Genomic DNA, 24,120 nt, shown 5'->3' on the forward strand with positions numbered 1-24,120 from the left:
CGTGAGAAGCAGCCGGCCGCCAGCACGGCCGCCACCACCACCACCCCCGTCGCCCGCATCGCCGGCCCCCGCTTTCACGCAGGGTACCCATTCACCATCCGTGCGCCCACGAATCCGTGAGGGGCAGGCCCGCCATGGGGGGTGCGCCTCGTCCGACGCTCTCCGCCGAGGCCCGATCGCGGAGTCGCGGGGCGAGTGCCCGCGCGCCGCGCCCGGCCGGGCGGCGGCCTCGCCGCGCGCGCTCGGCCGCGCTCAGCCCGCGCTGCCCCAGCCCCGCTCGACGGCGCGCGCGCCGCGGGCGAACGCCTCGGCGTTCACCGCGACGAGCGCAGGGCGCTTCTGCAGCGCCTGGCGGATGACGGCGAGGACGGTCTCGGCGGGGAAGAGCCCGGTGGCCCCCTGCAGCGCGCCGATGGCGACCACGTTCTTCACGAGCGGCTGGCCGAGCTCCGCCGCGATCTCGGAGAGGGGCACGCCCAGCGCGCGGACGCCGGGCGGGAGGGCGTGCGGCTCGCGGATCACGGAGCGGTCGTAGAGCGCGATCCCGCCGGGCGCGACCGTGGCCCCGAACTTGGCGAGGCTCGGGGCGTTGAAGGCGACGAGCGCGTGCGGCGAGGGCACGTCGGGGGAGAGCACCTGCGTGCGCGCGATCCGCACGTCGGCGTAGGAGGTGCCGCCGCGCGACTCCGGGCCGTAGCTCGGGATGTGCGTCGCGTCGAGCCCCTCGTTCACGGCCGCGTGGACCATCAGCATCGCCGCCGTCTGCGCGCCGTCGCCCCCCGAGCCGGCGAACTTGAGGCCGAGCTCGTCGCCGCCGAACGGCGTGGCGGGAAAGCCCTGCGCGTAGCGCGGCGCCTCCGCCTGCCGCGCGTCGATCGCCTCGAGCACCGCGTCCGCCGCGTACGTGGGCGTGCGCCACGCGTCGAAGCTCGCGGTCGCCGAGACGTCCTTCTTCACGCCCAGCGGGAAGACCGGGACCATCTTCTCCTTCACCCAGCGCTCCGCCTCCTCGGCGGAGAGGCGCAGGTGCGTCGGGCACTCGGCGAGCACCTCGACGAAGGAGAAGCCCTTCCCCTCCGCCTGGAGCTCTAGGCCCTTCTTCACCGCCTTCGCCGCGCGCACCCGCTGCTTCGCGTCGAAGAGCGCCACCCGCTCCACGTACACCGGGCCGTCGAGCTGGGCGATGAGCTCCGCCATCTTGAGCGGCAGGCCCATGGAGAGGTCGCGCCCGTGCGGCGAGGTGGTGGTCTTCTGGCCCATGAGCGTGGTGGGCGCGGTCTGACCGCCGGTCATGCCGTAGATCGCGTTGTTCACGAACACGACCGACAGGGGCACGCCGAGCTGCGCGGCGTGGAGGATCTCGGTGAGGCCGATGGAGGCGAGGTCGCCGTCGCCCTGGTAGCTCACCACCACGCTGTCCGGGTTCGAGAGCTTGTGGCCGAGCGCGACCGCGGGCGCGCGGCCGTGCGCCGCCTGCGTGTGGCCGACGTCCAGGTAGTAGTAGAGGAACACGCTGCAGCCGACCGGCGACACCGCGATGGTCCGGTCCTGGATCCCGAGCTCCTCGATGGCCTCGGCGAGGTAGCGGTGCACGAGCCCGTGGCCGCAGCCGGGGCAGTAGTGGGTGCTGCGCCCCTTGATGCCCTCGGCGTGATCGTGCCGCTCGAACCGCTCGTAGAAGACGCTCACGCCGTCACCCGCCTTCCCGCGGACTTCCGTACCCCCGCGGCGATCTCGAGCTGCGACGGCAGGATGCCTCCGTGCCGCCGCACGTGCTCGATGGGCACCTCTCCGCCGACGCCCGCGTGGCTCAGCGCGAGCCGGAGCTCGTCCTCGAGCTGCCCGTCGCTCGCCTCGACCACGACGATGCGGCGCGCCCGGCGGACGAGCGGGAGGAGCGCGGCGACCGGGAACGGCCAGACCGTCTGCGGGCGGAACAGCCCGACCCGCACGCCCTCGGCGCGGAGCGCGGCCACCGCCCCCGACGCCATGCGCGCCGGGGTGCCGCAGGCGACGACGAGCGTCTCGGCGTCCTCGCAGTGGAGGGTCTCGACGCGCTGCTCCGCGGCGGTCATGCGCGCGTACTTGTCGAAGAGGTGGAGGTTGTGGGCCTCCTGGTCCGCCTCGCGCAGCAGGATCGAGGAGTGGAGGTTCCCGCGGTGCGGGCCGTCGCCCGACACGGCCCAGCCCGGGAGCCCCGGCCGGACGAGCGCGCGCGGCAGCTCCACCTTGCCGGTCATCTGGCCGAGGTGCCCGTCGGCCGCGACCACCACCGGGTTCCGGTAGCGGAAGGCGAGCTCGAAGGCGAGCATCGTGAAGTCGAGCATCTCCTGCGGCGTCGCCGGCGCGAGCACGATGGCGTGCGTGCTCCCGTGGCCGAGGCCGCGGCAGGCGAGCTTCAGGTCCGACTGCTCGGGCCCGATGTTCCCGAGCCCGGGCCCGGCGCGCATCACGTTCACGAAGACGGCGGGGAGCTCGGCGCCGATGAGGTAGGAGACGCCCTCGAGCATCAGGCTGAAGCCGGGGGAGGACGTGAACGTCATCGTCCGCCGCCCCGCGCCGGCCGCGCCGTACATCATGTTGACGGCCGCGACCTCGCTCGGCGCCTGGACGAAGCTGCCGCCCAGCGCGGGCAGGAGCTTCGCCATGAGCTCGGCGCCCTCGGTGGACGGCGTGATCGGGTAGCCGAAGAAGTGGCGGCAGCCGGCGAGCAGCGCGCCGATGGCCGACGCGTGCGTGCCCTTCACGACGAGCGGGGGCGAGTGCGGCAGCGGCACCCGCGCGTCCGGCTCGTCCGGCGGGGGGACGAAGCGCGCGCGCGGCGCCACGGCGGCGGGCTCGCGCGCCGCCCCCGGGAGCGCCATCTCGAGCCCGTACGGCTCGGGGCACGCCTCGGCGCACAGCCCGCAGCCGTTGCAGGCGTCGAGGCTCAGGACGATGGGGACGAGCCCGGAGAGCTCGTTGATGTCGGTGCCGGGCGCGATGCAGGCGCGCGCGCAGGCCTCCCGACATCTGCCGCAGCCCTTGCAGCACTCCTCGTGGAGCACCGGCATCTCACGGACGTCGACGTGAGCCACGCGACCTCCTCCTGCCGCCCGATCGAAGCGGCGCCTGCGGAAGACGGCGACACCCTACTCGCGGTCGGGGGAGGAATCCAAGTGCGTCGGGAAGAGACCTCGTGCCCGGCCGGGCCCGGGTCCGGCGAGGACGCCCATCCCTTGGAGGCGCAACGAGATCCGGGGCCAGCCGCCCGTGCGCACCGGCCGTGCCTGCGCACGCCGGCGCCGACAGCGATCGACGCGCGGTTCTCCGGAGACCGCGAGAGGAGTGGAGCGAGACGGGCGCACTCCGATGGATCGTCGTCCGCTGCGCAAGCTCGCGGACGCGGGCGCTCCGGGAGCCGCTCCGCGCCGCCTTCGATCACCTGTGCGCGGGAGCTCGCGAGGCTCGAGCTCTCCTGCTCGTCGCCTGACTCCGACCTCGGGAGCCCCGGACGTACGAAAGCCCGGCCCCTCTCGCGAGGAACCGGGCTTTCATCTCAGACGTGAAGCGGCTTACAGCGGGCGGACGTTCGCCGCCTGGAGGCCCTTCGGGCCGCGCTGAACGTCGAACTCCACCTTCTGACCCTCGGCGAGGGTGCGGAACCCCTGCGCCTGGATCGCGGTGTGGTGGCAGAACACGTCCTCGCCACCGCCGTCCTGCGTGATGAACCCGAAGCCCTTCGCGTCGTTGAACCACTTCACGGTACCGGTCGCCATTACTCTTACTCTTTTCTTCTGAATCGGCGGCATTGAGTTGCCGCGTCGATGCGCCTCGAAACGAGGCCGCCGAGGTTTAACCCAGCGCGCGCTCCGCGTCGAGCGTACTCGCGGGGGAGTTTCGTTCGGCCGGCGGGACCCTCTCCGTCCGGGCCGTCGGGGGCAGGGTCGCGTCGGGAGCGATATCGCGCTCGTTTGCCGGGGGGAACGGGGGCCCGCGAGCGCAGCGCCGGCTCGGCCGGCGTCTCTCCGGCCACCGCCAGTCACGACGATTTAGTCAATGATGTCAGCATGATACGCGGCATGGCGGGCCGCCCGCCCGCCGTTGCAGCATGCGACCGCACGCGGATCGCCCTTGCGCGGGCGCGGGCCCGGGGCGCACCGGACCTATGCGAAGGCCTGCCGCCGGAGGGCAGCGGCGGCCACGGCGGCCGCTCCGGTGGACCCACGCCCGGGACGACGGTGGCCCTCCGGAACCGGTGCCGCGACGGCAGCGACCGAGCTCCCTCCTCGCGATCGGGCTCGCGGCCGCTCACCTCGGTCGTACACCTCAGGTGAATGTTGCCCACGGGGAAGGGCGTGCTCGCGATGGCTGAGCGGCGGGCGGAGCGGTCCGAGGGCGCGATCGGCTCCGGCGCGAGCGCTCGCCTGCCGCCCTCCCCTGCCGGGCCGAGGCAGGGGAGATCTGACGGCGCTCAAGCTCTGCCCCCCTGCTTTCGTGACATCCTCCCCGCTCCCGAATCGTTCGAGCCGCAACGAGCCCGAGCGGCGGCGCGGAGGAACCATGCTGAAGTGGACGCCGTCCCTGGCCGTGGGCATCGTCGAGATCGACGAGCAGCACCAGGAGCTGTTCCGGCGCGCCGAGCGGTTCGTGGCGAGCCTCGACACCGCGGATCGCCAGGAGATCGGGATCCTCCTCTCCTACCTCCGCATGTACTGCGTCACGCACTTCGGCGCGGAGGAGGCCTGGATGCGCGACGTCCGCTACGAGGGCTACGCCGAGCACAAGGCGGAGCACGACCGCTTCGTGAAGGACATCCTGCGGATGTCCGACGAGCACGAGCGACGCGGCGGTCCGGGGCTCGAGGCGATGAAGATCGGGACCTATCTCTCGCGCTGGCTGAAGGACCACCTCACGCGGACCGACTCGGCGTTCGCGCGCTTCCTCCTGTCCCAGTCCGCCTGACGGGCGCGGCGCGCTCCGGCCGCTCCCGGCCGAGGCCGCCACCCCGGGCGACCCCGCCCTGGGCGGGGAGCGGCTCCTCCGACGGTGCTCTACTCGGTGCGTGGCGTGCGGCGCGAGGCGCCGCGCTCCGGCCCGACGACGCGGGCGGAGCGGCGCGCGGGCGCCGGGACGGTTCTCCATGGCGGCGCTGCACGAGGCGCGGTTCTACGAGCGGCGGCCGGACGACGAGGTGCGCTGCACCCTCTGCCCCCACGACTGCCACATCCGCGCCGGCGGGCGCGGCGCGTGCGGCGTCCGCTTCAACGTGCGGGGCACGCTCTACACCCTCGTCTACGACCGGGTGGTGTCGCGCGGCGTCGATCCCATCGAGAAGAAGCCGCTCTTCCACTTCCTCCCGGGCTCGCTCGCGTACTCCATCGCCACGGTCGGCTGCAACCTGCGCTGCGCGTTCTGCCAGAACTGGACGGTGTCGCAGTGGCCGAAGGAGCACCTCCCGCGGACGATCGACGCGCGCGGGAACCGCGAGGCGACCGAGCTCGTCTGCCCGCAGCTCGCGGCCGCGGCGGAGGCCGTGGTGGGCGAGGAGATCTCACCCGAGGAGATCGTCGAGCGCGCCCTCGCCAGCGGCTGCCGCTCGATCGCGTACACGTACACGGAGCCCACCGTGTTCTACGAGCTCGCCCACGACACCGCGGTGCTGGCGCGGGCGCGCGGCCTCAGGAACGTGTTCGTGACGAACGGCTTCATCTCCGAGGCGCCGTTGCGCGAGATCGCGACGGTGCTCGACGCGGCCAACGTGGACCTGAAGTTCTTCGACCCCGAGAGCTACCGCCGGGTGAGCCGCGCCCGGCTCGAGCCGATCCTGGAGGCGATCCGCCTGTACCGCGCGCTCGGCGTCTGGGTGGAGGTGACGACGCTCGTCATCCCCGGCGTGAACGACTCGGACGCGGAGCTGCGCCAGATCGCGGAGTTCGTCCGCTCGGTCGGCCCCGAGGTGCCGTGGCACGTGTCCCAGTTCTACCCGGCGTACAAGATGCTCGACCGGCCGTTCACGCCGGTCGACACCCTCGACCGCGCCGCGCGGATCGGCCGCGCCGCCGGGCTCCGCCACGTCTACGAGGGGAACGTCCCCGGCTCGGATGGAGAGACCACGCGCTGCCACCTGTGCGGCGCGCTCCTCGTGGAGCGCTACGGGTTCCACGTGCTCCGGAACCGGGTCGAGAACGGCTGCTGCCCGGCCTGCGGGACGCGGGTGGACGGCGTCGAGATGTCGCCCGCGCCGGCGTGGCGCGCGTGACGGCGGGAGGATGCCATGCGGCTCGCCGCGCGAGCGGCCGTGGGCGCCGCGGCGATCGCGCTGGCGGGCGGCCAGTGCGGCGTCGGCGGTGAGGGCGAGCTCGCCTGCCTGGAGGCGGTCGCCCGCCTCGATGCGTGCTGCCCCGAGCTCGACGCGACCCTCTTCGCCTGCGGGGACGGCGAGGGCCACGCCTCGGGCTGCGTCGTCTCCTACACCTCGCCCGCGCTCGGCCTCGACGAGAGCCGCTGCATCTGCGCCCGCTCCTGCGCCGACCTGCGCGACGGCGGGATCTGCTCGCGGGCGAGCCGGACGGCCCCGGGCGGAGCGCACCCGCCGCCGCTCTGTCCGTGAAGCAGGCGTCCGTCAGCGGCCACGCCGCATCGGGACGAACTGCACGGGCGCGAGGCGCTCCTCGAGCAGCCCGCCCGGCAGCTTCTTCACGACCACCAGCGTCTGGACTCCGCCCGCCGGCCCTGCGGGATAGACGATCCTCCCCCCCTCCGCGAGCTGGGCGAGGAGCGGCGGGGGGAGCCGCTCCACGGCGCAGCTCACGACGATCGCGTCGAAGGGCGCCGCCTCCGGCCAGCCCTGGAAGCCATCCCCGGCGCGGAGGTGCACGTTCGCGTAGCCGAGCTGCCGGAGCGTCTCGACGCTGCGCGCGTGCAGCTCCGGCTCGAGCTCGATCCCGTACACCTCCGCCGCGGCGCGGGACAGCACCGCGGCCGCGTAGCCCGAGCCCGAGCCGACCTCGAGGACGCGCTCCCCGCCGCGGAGCGCGAGCGCCTGCGCCATGAGCGCGACCACGTAGGGCTGGCTCACGGTCTGCCCGCGCCCGATGGGGAGCGGCTCGTCCTCGTACGCGTACGCGCGCCACTCCGGCGCCACGAAGCGCTCGCGCGGCACCTCGCGCATGGCCGCGAGCACCCGCGCGTCGCGGATGCCGCGCCCCGCGAGCTGGTCGTCCACCATCCGCGCCCGCGCCGCCTCCGGGGACGCCGCGGGACGCGCCGGGCCGGCGCACGCGCCCTCCCGGGCCCCCGCGGCGAGGAGCAACGTGAGGATCGAGAGGAGCGCCCGGACGAGCATGCGAGCCTCCGGCGAGGCCGTGCGTCCCGGAGATCACCTCACGATCCTCGCGCCCCGTCGCGCGTTCTCGTGGGGTCCCCGCGGGGTCATGCCGACCGCCCGCACGCCCGGTCCCACGCCGCCCCGGCTCCGGCCGAGACGCCCCGCGCGAAGGGCCGCGCCCGCCGCCGCGGAGCGCAAGAATGAGATCGTGACCCCGTCCTTCGTCACCCGGCTGCTCGCGCTGGCGCTCGTCCTGTTCATCGGGATCGCCTCCGCCGTGCTCCTCTGGGACGGGATCGCCGGGCTCGCGCCGGGCGGCGGCGCCACGGCGCACGCGTGGCGCGCGCGGGCGCGGCTCGCGGTGGGCGTCCTCGGGTTCGCGATGGCGCTCTGGATCGTCCTCGGGATGCTCACGCACGCGCACTAGATGGACCGGTCCTTCCATCGCCGGCTCGGCCGGCGCAGCTTCCTCGCGGGCGCGCTCGGCGCGGCGTCCGCGGCCGCCCTCTACGCCACCTCCGGGGGCGCGCGCTCGACGCCCGCGGGCGCGCGATCGCACGCGCTGCCGGACTCGCCGAGCCCGCCGGCGAAGAGCACCGTGGCCGTGGTGCGTCCGTCCGCCTCGCCGAGCCTTCGCGCCGCGGTGGAGGAGGCCGTCCGGCTCGCCGGGGGCCTCGGGTTCATCCGCCCCGGGGACTCCGTCCTGCTGAAGCCCGCCGTGAACAGCGGGAACGCCTACCCCGCGACGACGGATCCCGAGGTCCTCCAGATCGTCGCCCGGCTCGTGCTCGAGGCCGGCGGCGCGCCGTTCGTCGCGGACCGCACCATGTTCCTGCACTCGACCCGGGCCGCGTTCGAGCGCACCGGCATCCTGGACGCGGCGCGCTCGCTCGAGATCCCCTGCCTCGCGCTCGAGGACGCGGACGTCGCCTGGGTTCGCCACCCGCTCGCGGTGAACTGGCCGGACCGGACGCTCCGCATCTACCGCCCGGTGCTGGCCGCCGACCACATCATCGGGCTCTGCACGCCGCGGACGCACTCGCGGGGCGACTTCACCATGGCCATGAAGAACGCGGTCGGGATCGTGGACGGCGCGGCCCGCGTCCGGATGCACCTCGGGTCGGGCCTGCGCGCCCGGCTCGCCGAGATCTCGCTCGTCGCACGTCCCTCGCTCGTCCTCCTCGACGGCCGCGCGGGCTTCGCGGACGGCGGGCCCGACCAGGGCGACCGCTGCAGGCCCGACGTCATCGCGGCGAGCACGGACCCGCTCGCGCTCGACGCCGTGGGCCTCGCGTTCCTCCGCATCGCCGGGGCGAACGACCGGATCGGCCGCGGCTCGATCTGGGATCTGCCCATGATGCGGCGAGCGGCGGAGATCGGCGTCGGCGCCGCCTCGGGGGAGCGCATCCGCCTCGCCGGGGCGAGCGACGCAGACGCAGCGCGGCTGCGCCGGGAGCTCGGCTGACGCCCACGGCCCCGCGCGCGACGGTGGCGCGGGACGCGCGAGCGGGCTGGCGGGGAGATGCCCGCTCCCGCGGCGACCTGGCGCTCGCGCGCGTGCCGTGAGGCCCCTGCGGACCGGGGCGCGGAGGCGGGCCGGGCGCGAAGATCTCCTCGCCGGGCGCGTACGTACGGCGCGGCGGAGCGAGCGGAGATGGCGAGGACGGGGCTCGAGATCGGCCGGGTGGGCGGCATCCGCATCCGGCTCGACGTGACGCTGCTCCTCGCGCTGCCGTTCCTCGCGTGGATGTTCGCGCGCGCCGTGCCGGAGCTCGCGGGCCTCGCGGGCGTCCCGCCGGAGCGGCTCCCCGGGCCGCGCTGGGCCTGGGGCCTCGCGCTCGCCGCGGGCCTGTTCGTCTCGGTGCTCCTGCACGAGCTCGCGCACTGCTTCGTCCTCGTGCGCCGCGGCGGGAAGGTGCGAGCGATCACGCTCATGGTCATCGGCGGCGTCACCGAGGTGGCCGAGCCGCTCGCCGACATGCGCGCCGAGGCGCGCGTCGCCGTCGCCGGACCGGCGGCGAGCCTCGCCCTCGCCCTCCTCGCCGCCGGGCTCTCCGCGGCGGCGCTCCGCGCCGGCGCCCAGCCGGCCGCGTTCGCGCTCGAGGCGCTCGCGCGCGTCAACGTCGCGCTCGGCGTGTTCAACCTCCTGCCCGCGTTCCCCATGGACGGCGGCCGCGTCCTCCGCGCCGTGCTGGCGCGGCGGCGCAGCGCGGCGGAGGCCACGCGGATCGCCGCCAACGTGGGCAAGGCCTTCGCCGCCTTCTTCGCGGCGCTCGGCTTCGCGGCGGGGAACCCGCTCCTCATCCTCGTGGCGTTCTTCGTGTGGGCGGGGGCGCACGCGGAGGAGCACGACGTGCTCGTGCGCGCGATGCTCGGGGACCTGCGGGTGAGGGAGATCATGACGCCCTCGCCGAGCGCGGTCACGTCCGACGAGACGGTGTTCGCGGTGGGTGAGCGGATGCTGCGCGAGCGGCGGGTCGCGCTGCCGGTGATCGAGGGGGGGCGCGCCGCGGGGTTCGTGCGGCTCGAGGCGGTGGAGAAGCTGCCGGTCGAGGAGCGCCGGACTACCCAGGTGAGCGCGGCCATGGAGCCGGCGCGCGTCGTCGCGCCGGGCGACCGCGTGGTCGACGTCATCGCGGAGCTCCAGCCGCGCGGCAACGACCACCTCGCGGTCGCGGACGACGGGAGGCTCGTGGGCGTCGTCTCGTCCTTCGACCTGGCGCGCGGCCTGCGCCTGCGCCAGCTCGCCGCGACCCAGCACCCGCCGCCCGCCAAGGCCGGATGACGGCCCCCGCCGGAGCGCGCACCGCGCGGGCGGGGCACCGCGGAGGGGCGAGCCCACGGGACGCCGATCCCGCCGCCGGCCGGAGGCGTATCCTGGAGTTGCCCGGGGAACGCGCGGATCCTCGCGACGGTCCTCTCGTGAGGCCGGAGGCACCGCGGGACGTTCCCGCTCCTGACCGTGAAGACCGGGCGCGCGTCTGGCGCACGGTCACGGCTCGCGCGCACGAGGTCATGTCCCTGGGCACGGGGGGCCGCCTCCACAGCGGCCCCTCTCCGTGCGTGGGCGCGTGCCGCTGGAGCGACCGATGAAGCCGATCCTGGTCGGCGGGAGCATCCACCCCGCCCTCACCGCGGCGCTCGCGGACGCGCTCGGGCTCACGCCCGCGGCGCGGACGCTCGAGCGCTTCCCCGACGGCGAGCTCCACGTCACGGTGAAGGAGCCCGTCCGCGGCGCCGACGTGTATCTGGTCCAGCCGCTCGCGCCGCCGCCCGACGCGCACCTGCTGGAGCTCCTGTTCCTCGCCGACGCCTGCCGGCGCGCGGGCGCGGCGCGCATCACCGCCGTGGTGCCGTACCTCGCCTGGGCGCGGCAGGATCGCCGCCGCGCCGACGGCGAGCCGCTCGGGATCCGGCTCGCGGCGGACCTCCTCTCCGCGCGCGCCGACCGGGTGCTCGCGGTGGACGTTCACGGCGCCGCCGCGGAGGGCTTCTTCTCGGTGCCGCTCGATCACCTCACCGCGATCCCGGCGCTCGCCGAGGCCATCGCCCGCGTCGCGCCCCGGGACGCGGTGGTCGTCGCCCCGGACCTGGGCGCCGCGAAGCGCGCCGAGGCGTTCGGCCGCCTCCTCGGGCTGCCCTCCGCGTGCGTGCACAAGGCGCGGCTCTCGGCGCGCGAGGTCGCGGTCCGCGGCGTCTCCGGCGAGGTGGCCGGGCGGGCGCCCATCGTCGTCGACGACATGATCAGCACCGGCGCGACGATCGAGGCGGCGGTGCGGACGCTCCTCGAGGCGGGCTGCCGCCCCGAGGTCGTCGTCGCGGCGACGCATCCGCTCCTCGTGCCCGGCGCGGCGGAGCGGCTCGCGGCCCTCTCCCTCGCGCGCCTCGTCGTCACCGACGCCCTCCCGGTCCCCGCGCTGCCCGGGCTCGCGACGGAGGTCGTGCCGCTCGCGCCGCTCCTGGCCGAGGCGATCCGGCGGCTGCGCGAGGAGCGGCCGCTCGCGGAGCTGCTCGCGACGAGCTGACGCTCAGCGCGGCGGCGGCGCGCCGGACGCCTGCGCGCGGCCGAGGTGGAGCGTGAAGAAGCGCGCCGCCTGGCGCGCCACCGCGTCGAGCGCGCCCGCCTCGTCGAACAGGTGCGACGCGCCGGGCACGATCTCCAGGGCGCCCTGGCGCAGGAACGGCAGGGCCTCGGAGCTCCGCGCGAGGATCCCGCCGTCTCGCTTGCCGACGACGAGGAGCACCGGCGCGGCGATGCGCCGGAGCGTCGCCGGGTCCACGAGGTCGGGGCGCCCGCCGCGTGAGACGACGGCCGCGACGCGTTCGGGCTCGGCCGCCGCGGCGAGGAGCGCCACCGCGGCGCCGGTGCCCGCGCCGAAGAGTCCGAGCCGGAGCGCGCGCGTGTCGGGGTGGGCGGCGGCCCAGCGCACCGCCGCGACCGCCCGCCCGGCGAGGAGCTCGAGGTCGAAGCGGAGCTCCCCGGAGCGCTGGTCCTCGGCGCGCTCCTCCGGCGTGAGGAGATCGAAGAGCAGGGTGGCGAGCCCGGCACGCTGGAGCGCCCGCGCCACGTGGCGGTCGCGCGGGCTCCGCCGCGACGCGCCGCTCCCGTGGACGAAGGCGACGAGCCCCGCGGCCTGCATCGGCACCGCGAGCGCCGCCTCGAGCGCGCCCGGGCCGCGCCGCGACCCGTCGAACGGGACGGCGTGGTAGCGTTCCTCCACCTCCGGCGCCGCCTCGGAGGCGGGCTCCTCCTCGCCGCCCGGAGCGTTCCAGTCGCCGCCCCAGAGCTCCTCGTCCCCCGCCTCGCGGCGGGCGCGCTCGACGCAGGAGAGCACCTCCGCGTCGCCGACCTGCGCGAAGCGCCGGTACCACGCCCCCACCGCGCGGAAGTCGCGCGGGCGCTCGAGCGCGACGACGTCGTCGAGGTCCGGGCGCAGCTCCGCCGCGGTCTGCGCCGCGATGACCGGAGCGGCGAGCGCCACCCGCGCCGCGCCCCAGCGCCGGGCCGCGCGCGCCGCGGCCCGCGCCGTCGCGCCGGTCGCGACCCCGTCGTCGACGAGGATCACCGTCCGTGCGGCGACGTCCGGGGGCTCCCGGCTGCCGCGGTAGGCCCGCACGCGGCGCTGGAGCTCCGCCGCCTCGCGCTCCGCCAGGACCGCCACCTCCTCCTCGGAGAGCCCCGTCTCGCGGACCGCGTCCCGGCTGACGTACACCGCGCCGCCCTCGGCGATCGCGCCCACCGCGTACTCGGGATCCCCCGGCGCTCCGAGCTTGCGCACGACGAGCACGTCGAGCGGCGCGCCGAGCGCGCGCGCCACCTCGTAGGCGACCGGCACGCCTCCGCGCGTGAGCCCCAGCACCACCGGACGCTCGCCCCGGTATCCTTCCAGCGCCGCCGCGAGCAGCCGTCCCGCCTGCGACCGATCGTCGAAGATCATGCTCCGCCTCGGGCGCGCCCCCGGCGCGAGTCGGCGCACCAGTGGAGCGTGCGGATGCGTGGGCGGATGCGCGGGGAGTCGGCCTGCGCCACCGATCGCCCAGCACCGCCCTCCCGCGAAGCGTACGCCCCGCGCCGCGACGCCGGTCCCGGTCCTTCAGGGCTCCCGCGACGCCGCACCGCGCTTCGCCGCGCACCGGCGGGCGGTCGTCCGCCCGGACCGTCGCCGGCGGGTCGTCACGCCCGGGCGGGCCGGCGCCCGTTCCGCACCAGCTCGAGCCGGCGGTGGCGCCGCCGCGCGAACCAGTCCGAGAACGTCTCGAGGTACGTGTAGAACACCGGCGTCACGAACAGCGTGAGCGCCTGCGAGAAGACGAGCCCGCCGACCACCGCGAGCCCGAGCGGCCGCCGCGACTCGGCGCCCGCGCCGAGCCCGAGCGCGATGGGGAGCGTGCCCATGAGCGCGGCGAGGGTCGTCATCATGATCGGGCGGAAGCGGATGCGGCACGCGTCGAAGATCGCGTCGTGCGCGCTGCGCCCGCGCTTCCGCTCCTCGATGGCGAAGTCGATCATCATGATGCCGTTCTTCTTCACGAGCCCCACGAGCATGATGACGCCGACGAACGCGTAGATGGAGAGCTCGGTCCGGAACACGAGCAGCGTGAGGAGCGCCCCGAAGCCGGCGAACGGCAGCGCGGTCAGGATGGTGATCGGGTGGACGTAGCTCTCGTAGAGGATCCCGAGCACGAGGTAGATGACGACCACGGCGAGGAGGAGCAGCCAGCCGAGGCCGGAGAGCGACGACTGGAACGCGTCGGCGATCCCCTGGAACCGCGTGGACACGCTGGCGGGGAGCACCTGGCGCGCGATCCCCTCCACGTCGCCCACGGCGGCGCCGAGCGACGTGCCCGGGTCGAGGTTGAACGAGATGGTGACCGAGGGGATCTGCCCGGCGTGCGAGACCGAGAGCGGCCCGACGCCGCTCTCGAGGCGCGCGAGCGAGTCGAGCGGCACGAGCTGGCCAGAGGGCGCGCGGACGCGCAGCGTCGAGAGCGCGGCCTGATCCGTCTGGTAGCGCGGCGCGACCTCCATGATGACCTGGTACTCGTTCGTCGCGGTGTAGATGGTCGAGATCTGGCGGGAGCCATACGCGGTGTAGAGCGCGTCCTCCACGATGCGGGGCGAGACCCCGACCGCCGCCGCCCGGTCCCGGTCGATGTTCACGGTGACCTGGGGGTTCGAGAGCTGGAGATCGCTCGTCACGTCGCGCAGGCCCGCGAGGCCGCGCAGGCGCGCCTCGAGCTCCGGCGCGACGCGGTAGAGCTCGGCCGTGTCGGGGTCCTGGAGGGTGAGCTGGTACTGGCTCTTCGTGAGCTGCCCGCCGATGCGGATGGGGGGCGGGTTCTGCACGAACGCGCGCATCCCGGGGACCTGCGCGAGGCGGGGGCGGAGCCGCTCGATGACGCGGTCGACGCCGTCCCGCTCGCCCCGCGGCCGCAGGCGCATGAACATCACGCCGGTGTTCGCGGCGGTGGCCCCGCGCGCGCCCGCGCTCGACATGACCGCCTCCACCGCCGGGTCCTGCGCCGCGATCGCCGCCACCTCCTGCTGGTGCGCCGCCATCGCCTCCCAGCTCACCCCCTGCGCCGCCTCGGTGTAGGCGAAGATCTGGCCGGTGTCCTCGCTCGGGAGGAAGCCCTTCGGGACGGCCGCGAAGAGCGGCACCATCGCGGCGAGCGCGAGCGCCGTGACGACGAGGATGGTGCGCCGGTGCGAGAGCGACCAGGAGAGGCCGCGCAGGTACCCGCCGAGGAGCGCCTCGAAGCCGCGCTCCGTGACCCGGTAGAAGCGGCCCGGCGGCCGCTCCGCGTGCTCGGAGAGGAGGCGCGCGCACAGCATCGGCGTGAGCGACAGCGACACGAAGCCGGAGACGAGGATCGCGGCGCCGATGGTGACCGCGAACTCGTGGAACAGCCGCCCCACGATCCCGCCCATGAACAGCACCGGGATGAACACGGCGGCGAGCGAGATGGTCATGGAGACGATGGTGAAGCCGATCTCCTGCGCCCCGCGGAGCGCCGCCTCGCGCGGCGGCTCTCCCAGCTCGACGTGGCGCACCACGTTCTCGAGCATGACGATCGCGTCGTCCACCACGAACCCGACCGACAGCGTGAGCGCCATGAGCGAGAGGTTGTCGAGGCTGTAGCCGAGGAGCCACATCACCGCGAACGTCCCCACGAGCGACATCGGCAGCGCGAGACTCGGGATGAGGGTCGCCCGCACGTTGCGCAGGAAGAGGAAGATGACGCCCACCACGAGGACGAGCGTGAGGAGGAGCGTGAACTTCACGTCCCGCACCGACGCCTGGATGGGCACGGAGCGGTCGAAGAGGACCTCCGCCGAGACGGAGGCGGGCAGCTGCTTGCGCATCTGCGGGAGGAGCGCCTTCACGCCGGCGGAGACCGCGACGGTGTTCGTGCCGGGCTGGCGCTGGATGGCGAGCACGATGGTGCGGTCCATCCCCGCGCGCGTCGCGTACCACGCCGCGGTCTTGTCGTTCTCGACGCTGTCCAGCGCCCGGCCCACCTCGCTGAGCCGCACCGGCGAGCCGTTCCGCCAGGCCACCACCACCGGCCCGTACTGGGCGGCGTCCGTGAGCTGGCCGGTCGCCTGCACCGTGGTGGCGCGGTGCGGCCCCTGCAGCGTGCCGGTCGGCAGGTTCACGTTCGCGGCCGACACGGCCGCCGACACCTCGTCGATCCCGAGGCCGCGGCTCGTGAGCTGCAGCGGATCGAGCTGGATGCGCACCGCGTACTTCTGCGAGCCGAACACGAGCACCTGCGCGACCCCGGACACGCTGGAGATCCGCTGCGCCATGAGGGTCTCGCCGTACTCGTCGAGCTGCGAGAGCGGCAGCGTCGGGGAGGTGAGCGCGAGGTAGAGGATGGGCATGTCCGCCGGGTTCACCTTCTGGTACGTCGGCGGCGTCGGCAGGTCGGGCGGGAGCTGCCGGCCCGCCGCGGCGATCGCGGCCTGGACGTCCTGCGCGGCGGCGTCGAGATCGCGGGAGAGGTCGAACTGGAGCGTCACCTGCGTCGCGCCGAGGTAGGACGCCGAGTTCATGGCCGCGAGGCCGGCGATCGTGGAGAACTGCCGCTCGAGCGGGGTCGCGACGGAGGCCGCCATCGTCTCCGGGCTCGCGCCGGGGAGGTTCGCGGTCACCTGGATCGTCGGGAAGTCCACGTTCGGCAGATCGCTCACCGGCAGGAGCCGGTAGGCCGCTGCGCCGAAGGCGAGGATGCCGACCATGACGAGCGAGGTCATGACCGGCCGGCGGATGAAGGGGCCGGAGACGTTCACGGCGTCCTCGCCTGCGTCCGCGCCCCGGCCTCGCCGCCCGCCTGCGCGGCCTTCACCGCCACGCGCGCCTTCGGCACGAGCCCGAGCTGCCCGTCGATCACCACCCGCTCGCCGGGGCGGAGCCCGCTCGAGACCACGACCTCGCGCGCGGTCGCCTGCGCCACCACGACCGGGCGCTGCTCGACCGTGTCGTCCGGCCCCACCACGTAGACGTACGGCCCGGCCTGCCCGGAGACGATCGCCGCGGCGGGCGCCACGACCGCGCCCCGCTGCACGCCCAGCACGACCCGCGCGTCCACGAACTGCCCCGGCCAGAGCGCCTCGCCCGCGTTCTCGAAGGTCGCCTTGGCGAGGATCGTCCCGGCCGCGGGATCGACCGTGTTGTTCACGAACGAGAGCGTCCCCTGCTCCTGCTTGTCCGCGCGGCGCGCGATCACCCGCAGGCGGCCCACCCCCGCGCGCAGCGCGTCCACGTGCTGCTCCGGCACCGTGAACGAGACGTAGATGGGGCGCAGCTGGGTGATGACGACGAGCGGGTTCTGCTGGTTCGCCTGCACGACGTTGCCGCGCTGCACGAGCACCGCGCCGGTCCGGCCGGCGCTCGGCGCGTCGATGCGGCAGTGGACGAGGTCGAGCTCGGCCTTCCGCACCGCCGCCTCGAGGCCGGCCACGTCGGCCTGCATCGACGACGCGTTCGCGAGCGCGGCCTCGTACTGCTGCCGCGTCACGTACTCGCGCTTCACGAGCTCCGCGTAGCGCCGCGCGTCGGCGCGGGCGTTCGCGGCCTGGTCGCGCGCACGGACCACCGCCGCGCGCGCCTGGGCGAGCGCGGCCTCGTACGGGCGCGGATCGATCTGGAACAGGCGCTGCCCCTCGCGGACCTCGTCGCCCTCGCCGAAGAACACGCCGACGATCTCGCCCGTCACGAGCGGCCGGATGGAGACCGTGACGAAGGGCTGGACCGAGCCGACCGCCGCGAGCTCCTTCGGGACGTCCTCCTGCCGCGCCTCCGCCACCCGGACCGGCACCGGCGGGCGGGGCGCCGCCGCCGCGCGCTCCTTCGAGCCGCGGCCGCAGCCGGCCACGGCGACCGCCGAGATCGCGACCGCGATCGCGACCCCTCCCACCCGACGCCAGCCCCCTGCGCTGCTCCCGGCCATCCGCCGCCCTCTGCAGTGGGATCCCTAGCTCCACTGCGGCCGGGTCGCCGCGCCGGGTCACTCGGAACCCAGAGGAGATAACCTCCGCTCGGGCGGCCGGAAAGATGAGGGGGCGGGGTACCGCCCGCCTGCGGTGAGGAGCCGCATCGAAAAAAAGATCACGGAGGGGGTGGCAACCGGGAGGGGCGTGACTAACGTGGCGAGGGGTTGGGGAACAAACGACCGGGCAGCCCGCGGAGGCGCGGGTGAAAGCGGCGAGACCCCACCACACGAACCCACGAAGGAGCGCGCAGATGCCTCACATCGAGATCGATACGCTCACCCCCATCGCGGCGAAGTACATGGACGGGAAGAGCCTGACCCCGGCCGAGCGCTCCGAGGTGCTGAGGATCGCCCAGGGCTTCGCGTGCAAGGACTCGGCGGCGGCCGCGAACGTGTCGCCGGAGACGATCCGGGCGCGCCGCAAGCGCATCTACCGCAAGGTCCACGTGGCCGGTGCCGCGGAGATCATCTCCGGCCTCCTCTCGATCTCGCTCCAGATGCTGGCGAGCGGCGAGAAGGTCGAGATGAAGCCGGCCGCCCCGGCCGCCCAGCCCGAGACGACCGCCGCCGCGCCGCTCGTCGCGGCGATGTAGCGTCCGTCCGCTCGCCCGCCCCCGGCCCGGAGGGCGGGCGAAGCGCGGTCTTCCGGGAGACTTGAGCGGGGCCTCGGGCGCGAGCGCCGGGTGGCGTAAGTTCGCGCCCGGTCGCGCCGCGATGTTGCCGCCACGCACGCGACGTCCGGGAGGAGGTCGCGGTGGCGCGCATCGCAGCCGTGCTCGCGATGATCGCGGCGTTCGGATCGCCGCGCGCGGCGACGTTCGCCCCGGGCGAGGAGACGCTGCTCGAGGTCCGCTTCCTGAGCTTCGTGGCGGGCGAGGCGCGCATCGCCGTCGGACGGCCGGAGGGGGTCATCTGGCCGGTGTTCTTCGAGGCGCGGACCCGGGGCATCGCCGGCCTCCTGGACCTGCGCGAGCACCTCGTCGCGTACTGGGACGCGCGGGCGCGCCTGCCGCGCGGCTCCGAGCTGCGCGCGTTCGAGGCGGGGGACATGCACGTGGATCGCTCGCGCTTCGACCGCGGCCGCGGCGAGGCGACGTTCGTCCGGGAGCGGAAGGGCCGTCGCTCCGAGAAGCGGTTCCCGGTCCCAGCGGGCGCCCACGAGCTGTCGAGCGCGTTCCTGTGGCTCCGCCTCCAGCCGCTCGCGCCCGGCGAGCGCCACGCGCTCCCGGTCCTCTCCGGCTCCCGCCAGTTCACGCTCGTCGCCGAGGTGCGGGAGCGCGAGGAGGTCGCGGTGCCCGGGGGGAAGTTCCGCTGCGTGCGCGTGAGCGTGACCGCGCCGACCGGCGGACCCGGGTCGCCGCGGGGCGACATCTCCCTCTGGCTGACCGACGATCCCGCCCACGTGCTCGTCCGCGCGGAGATCCCGTTCTCGATCGGCCACGTCGTCGCGCTGCTCACCCGCTACGCGCCCGGGGACGTCGCCACCGGGGACGCGCGGATGGGAGGGGAGCCCCCCCGCCCCGCGCCAGGCCGCGGCGACCGGCGCGCGGCCTCCCGCCGCGCTCACCCCCCGCGCGCCGGCTCCCGGCCCTTGAGCGGCCGCGCGTCGCAGATGCGTCCCGTCGCGAGCTGGAGCGCGTCCGTCAGCGCGTCGACCGGCTGAGCACCCACGAGCCGGCGGAGCTCCCTCCCGGCGCCGTCGAGCACGAGGAACGTGGGGACCCCGCGGACCGCGTGACGGCGCGCGAGCGCGGCGCCCTCGGGCTCCTCGACGAGGCGGCGCCTCACGTGGGCGCCCGGGCAGCCGCGCTCGGCCTCGGCGACCACGGGCTCCATGCTCCGGCAGATCGGACAGCTGCGGCTCACGAGCTCGACGAGCGCGGGCCCGGACGCGGTCGGCGCCGGCGCCGGCGCCGCGGCGAGCGCGCCGAGCGCCGGGAGGTCGCACGCCGCGGCGGGCGCGCTCGCGTCGCAGCTCGCCGCATCCCCCGCGGCGACGCTCCCGGCGGCGGGTGCGGACGCAGCGACCGCCCCCGCCGCCTGCGCGGCGCCACCGGCAGGCGGCGTGAGGACCATGAGCCGGTCGGTGGCGAGGAGCGCGCCCACGGCGACGAGGAGCGCGCCGGTCGCGAGCTCGACCTTGCGCAGGTGCGGCTTCACGCGGTCGAGGAGCCGGAGCGCGCGCGGCGCGAAGGCGGCGGCGAAGAGGAGCGGCGCGACCAGGCCGGCCGCGTAGGTGCCGAGGTAGAGCGCGCCGCGCGCCGGGCTCGCGCCCGAGCTCGCGGTGTAGGTGAGCACGGAGCCGAGCACCGGGCCGATGCACGGCGTCCAGCCGAGCGCGAACGCGCCGCCGAAGGCGAACGACGCGAGGAGGGATCCCCCTGGCGCCGCGCGCGCGAGCCAGGGCCGCCGCTCGCGATCGAGCCCCGGCAGCCGCAGGACCCCGAGGAACTTGAGGCCGAACAGGACGACGACGATCCCCGCGACCCGGAGCAGCACCTCGCGGTGCGCGGCGAGCAGCGCCGCCGCCGCGCTCGCCCCGAGCCCGAGCGCCACGAACACGCTCGCGAGCCCCGCCGCGAACGCGAACGCCGTCGCCACGAGCCGCCCGCGCGCGCCGCCGGCGCGGACGTCGGCCACCGACGCGCCGCCGAGGAGCCCGAGGTAGATGGGCACGAGGGGGAGCACGCACGGCGACAGGAAGGTGAGGACGCCGGCGGCGAACAGTCCGGGGATGTCGAAGCTCATGCGATCTCTCTGGCTCCTCCGTGCGAGTCGGAGCCGGGGACGCGGCGAGCGGTTCCGGCGAGCTCCCGGAAATACGCCCGAACCCCCGGAAGCGGTGGCTCACCGGGGGCGGACGGGCGCCTTCAGAACCCCGCGATGCCCTCGTGCACCGCGCGCCCCTCGAAGAGGACGGCCTCCACCTGCTCGAGCCAGCCGCGGTTGTGGCCGGTGATGTCCTCGACCGAGGTCGCGTACGGCACGTCGGGCTGCACGGGGCGGTTCTCGAAGGCGAGCGCCGCGAAGAACTCCTCCGCGGAGCGCTCCGCGTGGGCGGCGAGCGGCGCGCCCGGCTCGAGGGGCTGCACGCCCATCGCGGCGTTCGGGATGGAGAGCGAGAGGAGCCCGTCGGGATCCGTCCAGCGGGCGCCGAGGTTCTTCGCCTCCTGCTGGCTGCCGCCGGCGCCCTCCGTCGGGCCGCCGAGGAGCACGGCGCGGCGCGAGGCGCGCAGCATCCCGGCGAGCCGGTCGCAGGCGCTCATGCAGCTCGGGCTCGTGAGCACCACCACCCTGCCCTCGTAGCCTCCCACCGCGTCGCTCGCGCGCACCGGGCCCTCGAGGAAGGCCGGCGTGTAGTCGCGCCGCTCGCGCTGCGCGAGCCCGATCGCCTCGACGATCTTGCGCGGCTCGAACGCGTCGTCCGCGGCGCGGGCGGGCGCGGCGCTCGGCGGCGGCATCCGCTGCTGGTAGACGAGCTGGTTCTGCGTGGTCGCGCGCAGGACGAGCGCGCCGCCGGGGTAGGCCTCCCCGGGCTCGGACAGCATCGCGGCCACGGTGCTCGAGTGGGCGATGTAGCCGCCGGTGTTCTGGCGCAGGTCCACGACGAGGTCGAGCCCCTTGTCCTTGCACTCTCCGACGAAACCCTCGAGGACCGCGCCGAACGGGCGCGGCTCGTCCCCCGCGGCGTGCAGGGTCTCGCTGAGGAACGAGAGGATCTGCACGTAGCAGAAGGCGCGATCGCGGCGGCGCACCACCTCGCCCACCCGCACCGCGACGCGGTCGCCCTCGTCGAGCTCCTCGGTGAGCCCCCTCGCGTCGCGCGGCGCCAGGATGGGGTCCGTGCGCAGGTACCCCTGCGCGGCGTTCGGATCCCGGTCCCAGGTGTCCTTCCCCTGGTCGTAGCGCCAGGCGAGGAGGTCGCTCGTGACGATCCCGGTGCGGCGCACGTAGCGGCTCGCCATCACGTGGCCGGCGGCGTCGGGGGAGATCCACCAGGGCAGCTCGACCACGCGCCGGACGCCCTTCACCGACACCGCCAGCGTCGCGGTGCGCCGCTGGGGGTAGGCGAAGTCGCGGCGCGTCACCGCGTCCACGGCGCGCTCGAGCCGGGCGCCGCGCGAGCTCGCCGGCACGAAGCGGGCGAGCTCCTCCACGACCTCCGCCGCCGGGCGGCCGTCGATCTCCAGCACCTCGTTGCCGACCGCGAGGACCTGGTCGACGCCCCGCAGCCCCGAGACCTTCGCGAGGTACGAGACGAGCTTCTTCTCGCGGTTGGCGATGACGATCTTGCCGCCGTCCGCGAGCCGCAGGCCGAACCCGAGCGCGACCTGGGGCAGGCGCACCGGCGCCCCGAACAGCAGGTGGCCGTCCTCGAACGCGGCGGTGCAGCGGCGCATCCGATCGTAGAACCGCAGCGGATCGTCTTCCCTGGCGATCGCCCGCTCCTCCGCGACGCACGCGTCGAGGTGCGCGCGCGAGTCGAACGACGGCGTGCCGCCGTGGGCGAGGAGGCGCCCCTTCACCGGGAAGAACACGTACCGCTTCTCCATCGCGTCGCGGAGATCGCAGGCGAGCTTCGCGCGCTGCCGCGGCGAGCAGAGCGGCGCGCCGGCGCAGCCGTCGTCCTCCGGGAGCGACGCGACCCCGTCGCACGGGTCGGCGCGAGCCGCCGGCGCGGCGTCGCCCGCGATCGACTCGGCCGGCGCGGGGGTGACCGCCGCCGGGGGCGGCGCGGCGGCGGGCTCCCGCGCGGCGGGAGCGGCGGCGCTCGCCTGTGCCGGGGCGGCCGCGAAGAGGAGCGTGAGCAGGGTGGCGAGCGTCATCGGGGGTCGGATGTCCGAGCGAGCCCCACGCACCTCGGCGGCGCGCGGGCGACTCCACCAACACCCCTCCGGCGGCGGGCATGCCCGCTCGTACGCGGGGCGTGGGTGCGGCTGTGCGTCGAGCTGCGCGCATGTCGAGCGATGTGCGGAATGAGCGCGGGGGCGCGGCCGCCCCGGGGCGACCGAGGAGCCTGCGGCCCGTCTGTTGCCGCTGGCGCGAGCCGCCGCAGCTTTCAGCCTCGCGCGGCGTACGGCGGTGGAGGCTCACCGGCGAGATCGCACGCGCGGCGCCGGTCCCGCGAGCGCGGCGACCGGCGCCGGGCGTCTGCGGCCCTCACCGTCGCCGCGCGGTGCCTCCGCAGCGAGCGGAGGCGAACAACCTCACATCGGGAGAGTGGATGAAGCTCAGGAATGGGATGTTCCTGGCCGGCGCGCTGGCGGCGCTCGGCCTCGGTACCGCGAGCGCCCAGGGCGCCGCCGCGGGGTCGTCGAGCACGACGGACGACGCCGGCAGGAGCGGCGGCAGCTCCGGCAGCGCGCACGGAACCGGCTCGAGCGACACGAGCGGCTGGGGGACGGGCAGCGCGGGCTCGAGCAGCCGGGAGTCCGGCGCCTCGGCCGGCAGCGCGTCGACCGACACGTCGAGCAAGCGCGCGACGACGACGCACCGGAAGAAGAAGAAGCACCACACCTCGGCGGCCGGCCGCTCGAGCTCGACGACCGAGGGGACCGGCTCCGGCGCGTCGCGCTCCGGCTCCGCCTCGCCGAGCGACACGAGCGCGACTCAGGGCGCCGACACCGCCGGCACCGGCCAGGCGGGCGCGGCAGGCAGCGCCACGGGCGCCGAGAGCGGCTCCGCCGCCGGCGCAGGCTCGTCTGCCGGCGCAGGCTCGTCTGCCGGCACCGGCGCGGCCACCGGCACCGGCGCGGCCGGCTCCTCTGGCGGCGCCGGCTCGAGCGCAGGGGGCTCCGGCGGCGGCGGCAAGTAGGCGGAGCCGTCCGTCGCGTCGAGCGGGGCGTCCGGTGAGCCCGGCCGCCCCGCTCGCCCGCGGGCCGGCGCGGGGCAGCGGCCGACGCCCAGCCGTCCGGTGAACCGCGGGGTCCGGTTCGGTCGGTGGATCAGAGCATCGCGCGCCGCAGGTCGGCGAGGAGCGCTGCGAGGTAGCTCGTGAAGCGCGCGGCGGCGGCGCCGTCGACCACCCGGTGGTCGTAGGACAGCGAGAGCGGCAGCATCAGCCGGGGGGCGAACTGAGCACCGTCCCACACCGGCCGCATCACGCTGCGCGAGACGCCGAGGATGGCGACCTCCGGCGCGTTGATGATCGGCGTGAACGCCGTCCCGCCGATGCCGCCGAGGCTCGAGATCGAGAACGTCCCGCCCTGCATCTCGCCGAGCTGGAGCTTCCCGTCCCGCGCCTTCTGCGCGAGCTCCGCGAGCTCGCCCGCGATCTCGAGCACGCCCTTGCGGTCGGCGTCCCGCACCACCGGGACGACGAGCCCGCCCGGCGTGTCCGCCGCGAAGCCGATGTGGAAGTACTGCTTCAGCACGAGCTCGTCGCCCTCGAGCGACGCGTTGAAGTCGGGGAACCTGCGGAGCGCCGCGACGCACGCCTTCACGAGGAAGGCGAGCAGCGTCACCTTGACCCCCTCCTTGGCGTGCTCCGCGTTGAGGGCGACGCGGAGCTTCTCGAGCTCGGTGACGTCCGCCTCGTCGTGCTGCGTGACGTGCGGGATCATCACCCAGTTCCGGGCGAGGTTCTTCCGCGAGATCTTCTTGATGCGCGAGAGCGGCCGGGTCTCGACCGGACCGTACTTCGCGAAGTCGACCTTCGGCCACGGCGCGACGTCGAGGCCGACGCCCGGGGCGCCGGTCGCGGCCGCGCTCACGACCTCCTTCACGTAGCGCTGCACGTCCTCGTGCAGGATCCGGCCGCGCGGCCCCGACGGCTGGACGCGCCCGAGCTCCACGCCGAGCTCGCGCGCGAG

The 24,120-nt window shown here is 75.4% G+C and carries 20 protein-coding genes; 10 read left to right on the forward strand and 10 right to left on the reverse strand.

Translation table 11 applies throughout. The features are described 5' to 3' along the window. Positions 1-252: 252 nt before the first annotated feature. The 3 genes from MLV88_RS24675 to MLV88_RS16975 form a co-directional block, all read right to left on the reverse strand. Positions 253-1,689: a 2-oxoacid:acceptor oxidoreductase family protein gene (locus tag MLV88_RS24675; RefSeq protein ID WP_242340497.1), complete on the reverse strand. Its 1,437-nt coding sequence runs from the start codon at positions 1,687-1,689 to the stop codon at positions 253-255. After that, positions 1,686-3,077: a 3-methyl-2-oxobutanoate dehydrogenase subunit VorB gene (gene vorB, locus MLV88_RS16970; protein WP_242340496.1), complete on the reverse strand. Its 1,392-nt coding sequence runs from the start codon at positions 3,075-3,077 to the stop codon at positions 1,686-1,688. Before vorB ends, MLV88_RS24675 begins: the two co-directional genes overlap by 4 nt. A gap of 477 nt (positions 3,078-3,554) precedes the next feature. Beyond that, a complete protein-coding gene (locus MLV88_RS16975; RefSeq protein WP_242340495.1) occupies positions 3,555-3,758 on the reverse strand; it encodes a cold-shock protein in 204 nt (67 codons plus the stop codon). Between the two features lie 784 nt (positions 3,759-4,542). On the opposite strand from MLV88_RS16975, the gene MLV88_RS16980 reads away from it, so the two are divergent. From MLV88_RS16980 to MLV88_RS16990, 3 genes are all read left to right on the forward strand, one after another. Beyond that, positions 4,543-4,944, forward strand: coding sequence for a bacteriohemerythrin (locus MLV88_RS16980; protein ID WP_242340494.1), 402 nt, complete (start codon positions 4,543-4,545; stop codon positions 4,942-4,944). Between the two features lie 178 nt (positions 4,945-5,122). Continuing rightward, a complete protein-coding gene (gene amrS, locus MLV88_RS16985) occupies positions 5,123-6,241 on the forward strand; it encodes an AmmeMemoRadiSam system radical SAM enzyme (protein WP_242356382.1) in 1,119 nt (372 codons plus the stop codon). A 15-nt stretch (positions 6,242-6,256) separates the two neighbouring features. After that, a complete protein-coding gene (locus tag MLV88_RS16990) occupies positions 6,257-6,592 on the forward strand; it encodes a hypothetical protein (RefSeq protein WP_243338056.1) in 336 nt (111 codons plus the stop codon). A 12-nt stretch (positions 6,593-6,604) separates the two neighbouring features. Here the strand turns inward: MLV88_RS16990 and MLV88_RS16995 are convergent, their stop codons facing one another. Further along, positions 6,605-7,210 (reverse strand): protein-L-isoaspartate(D-aspartate) O-methyltransferase, encoded by a 606-nt coding sequence (locus tag MLV88_RS16995; protein ID WP_242340498.1) that lies wholly within the window; start codon positions 7,208-7,210, stop codon positions 6,605-6,607. A 307-nt stretch (positions 7,211-7,517) separates the two neighbouring features. Between MLV88_RS16995 and MLV88_RS17000 the strand changes: the two genes are divergently transcribed. The 4 genes from MLV88_RS17000 (at position 7,518) to MLV88_RS17015 (ending at position 11,334) form a co-directional block, all read left to right on the forward strand. Beyond that, entirely contained in the window at positions 7,518-7,736 is a 219-nt protein-coding gene (locus MLV88_RS17000; protein WP_242340491.1) for a hypothetical protein, read from the forward strand. Next, on the forward strand, positions 7,737-8,774 hold the full coding sequence (locus tag MLV88_RS17005) for a DUF362 domain-containing protein (RefSeq protein ID WP_243338058.1): 1,038 nt from the start codon (positions 7,737-7,739) through the stop codon (positions 8,772-8,774). 189 nt (positions 8,775-8,963) lie between these two features. Beyond that, on the forward strand, positions 8,964-10,094 hold the full coding sequence (locus MLV88_RS17010) for a site-2 protease family protein (protein WP_242340489.1): 1,131 nt from the start codon (positions 8,964-8,966) through the stop codon (positions 10,092-10,094). Between the two features lie 304 nt (positions 10,095-10,398). Further along, positions 10,399-11,334 (forward strand): ribose-phosphate diphosphokinase, encoded by a 936-nt coding sequence (locus MLV88_RS17015; RefSeq protein ID WP_242340488.1) that lies wholly within the window; start codon positions 10,399-10,401, stop codon positions 11,332-11,334. Positions 11,335-11,337: 3 nt separating this feature from the next. On the opposite strand, the gene MLV88_RS17020 is transcribed toward MLV88_RS17015, so the two are convergent. From MLV88_RS17020 to MLV88_RS17030, 3 genes are all read right to left on the reverse strand, one after another. Next, positions 11,338-12,747 carry a phosphoribosyltransferase family protein gene (locus MLV88_RS17020; RefSeq protein WP_243338059.1) on the reverse strand — a complete coding sequence of 470 codons (1,410 nt, stop codon included), beginning with the start codon at positions 12,745-12,747 and terminating at the stop codon, positions 11,338-11,340. A 236-nt stretch (positions 12,748-12,983) separates the two neighbouring features. Continuing rightward, positions 12,984-16,106, reverse strand: a complete 3,123-nt coding sequence (locus MLV88_RS17025; protein WP_243338062.1) for an efflux RND transporter permease subunit — start codon at positions 16,104-16,106, stop codon at positions 12,984-12,986. After that, positions 16,103-17,266, reverse strand: coding sequence for an efflux RND transporter periplasmic adaptor subunit (locus MLV88_RS17030; RefSeq protein WP_242340485.1), 1,164 nt, complete (start codon positions 17,264-17,266; stop codon positions 16,103-16,105). The genes MLV88_RS17025 and MLV88_RS17030 overlap by 4 nt, the downstream gene beginning before the upstream one ends. A gap of 293 nt (positions 17,267-17,559) precedes the next feature. On the opposite strand from MLV88_RS17030, the gene MLV88_RS17035 reads away from it, so the two are divergent. Together MLV88_RS17035 and MLV88_RS17040 are read left to right on the forward strand one after the other, a co-directional pair. Next, positions 17,560-17,901, forward strand: coding sequence for a LuxR C-terminal-related transcriptional regulator (locus MLV88_RS17035; RefSeq protein WP_242340484.1), 342 nt, complete (start codon positions 17,560-17,562; stop codon positions 17,899-17,901). 161 nt (positions 17,902-18,062) lie between these two features. Next, positions 18,063-18,971 (forward strand): DUF3108 domain-containing protein, encoded by a 909-nt coding sequence (locus MLV88_RS17040; protein ID WP_243338063.1) that lies wholly within the window; start codon positions 18,063-18,065, stop codon positions 18,969-18,971. On the opposite strand, the gene MLV88_RS17045 is transcribed toward MLV88_RS17040, so the two are convergent. Both MLV88_RS17045 and MLV88_RS17050 read right to left on the reverse strand, forming a co-directional pair. Beyond that, positions 18,872-20,056, reverse strand: coding sequence for a cytochrome c biogenesis protein CcdA (locus tag MLV88_RS17045; protein WP_243338065.1), 1,185 nt, complete (start codon positions 20,054-20,056; stop codon positions 18,872-18,874). The two genes, MLV88_RS17040 and MLV88_RS17045, sit on opposite strands and share 100 nt — an antisense overlap. 122 nt (positions 20,057-20,178) lie before the next feature. Beyond that, positions 20,179-22,134 (reverse strand): S41 family peptidase, encoded by a 1,956-nt coding sequence (locus MLV88_RS17050; protein WP_243338067.1) that lies wholly within the window; start codon positions 22,132-22,134, stop codon positions 20,179-20,181. 398 nt (positions 22,135-22,532) lie between these two features. Here MLV88_RS17050 and MLV88_RS17055 point away from each other — a divergent pair, with 398 nt between their 5' ends. Further along, entirely contained in the window at positions 22,533-23,123 is a 591-nt protein-coding gene (locus MLV88_RS17055) for a hypothetical protein (RefSeq protein WP_243338069.1), read from the forward strand. A gap of 130 nt (positions 23,124-23,253) precedes the next feature. Here MLV88_RS17055 and MLV88_RS17060 read toward each other — a convergent pair. Further along, a partial coding sequence (locus MLV88_RS17060; protein ID WP_243338078.1) for a 2-oxo acid dehydrogenase subunit E2 occupies positions 23,254-24,120 on the reverse strand: 867 nt, incomplete at its 5' end.

The sequence above is a fragment of the Anaeromyxobacter soli genome, from assembly GCF_022808855.1.
GTDB lineage: Bacteria > Myxococcota > Myxococcia > Myxococcales > Anaeromyxobacteraceae > Anaeromyxobacter > Anaeromyxobacter soli.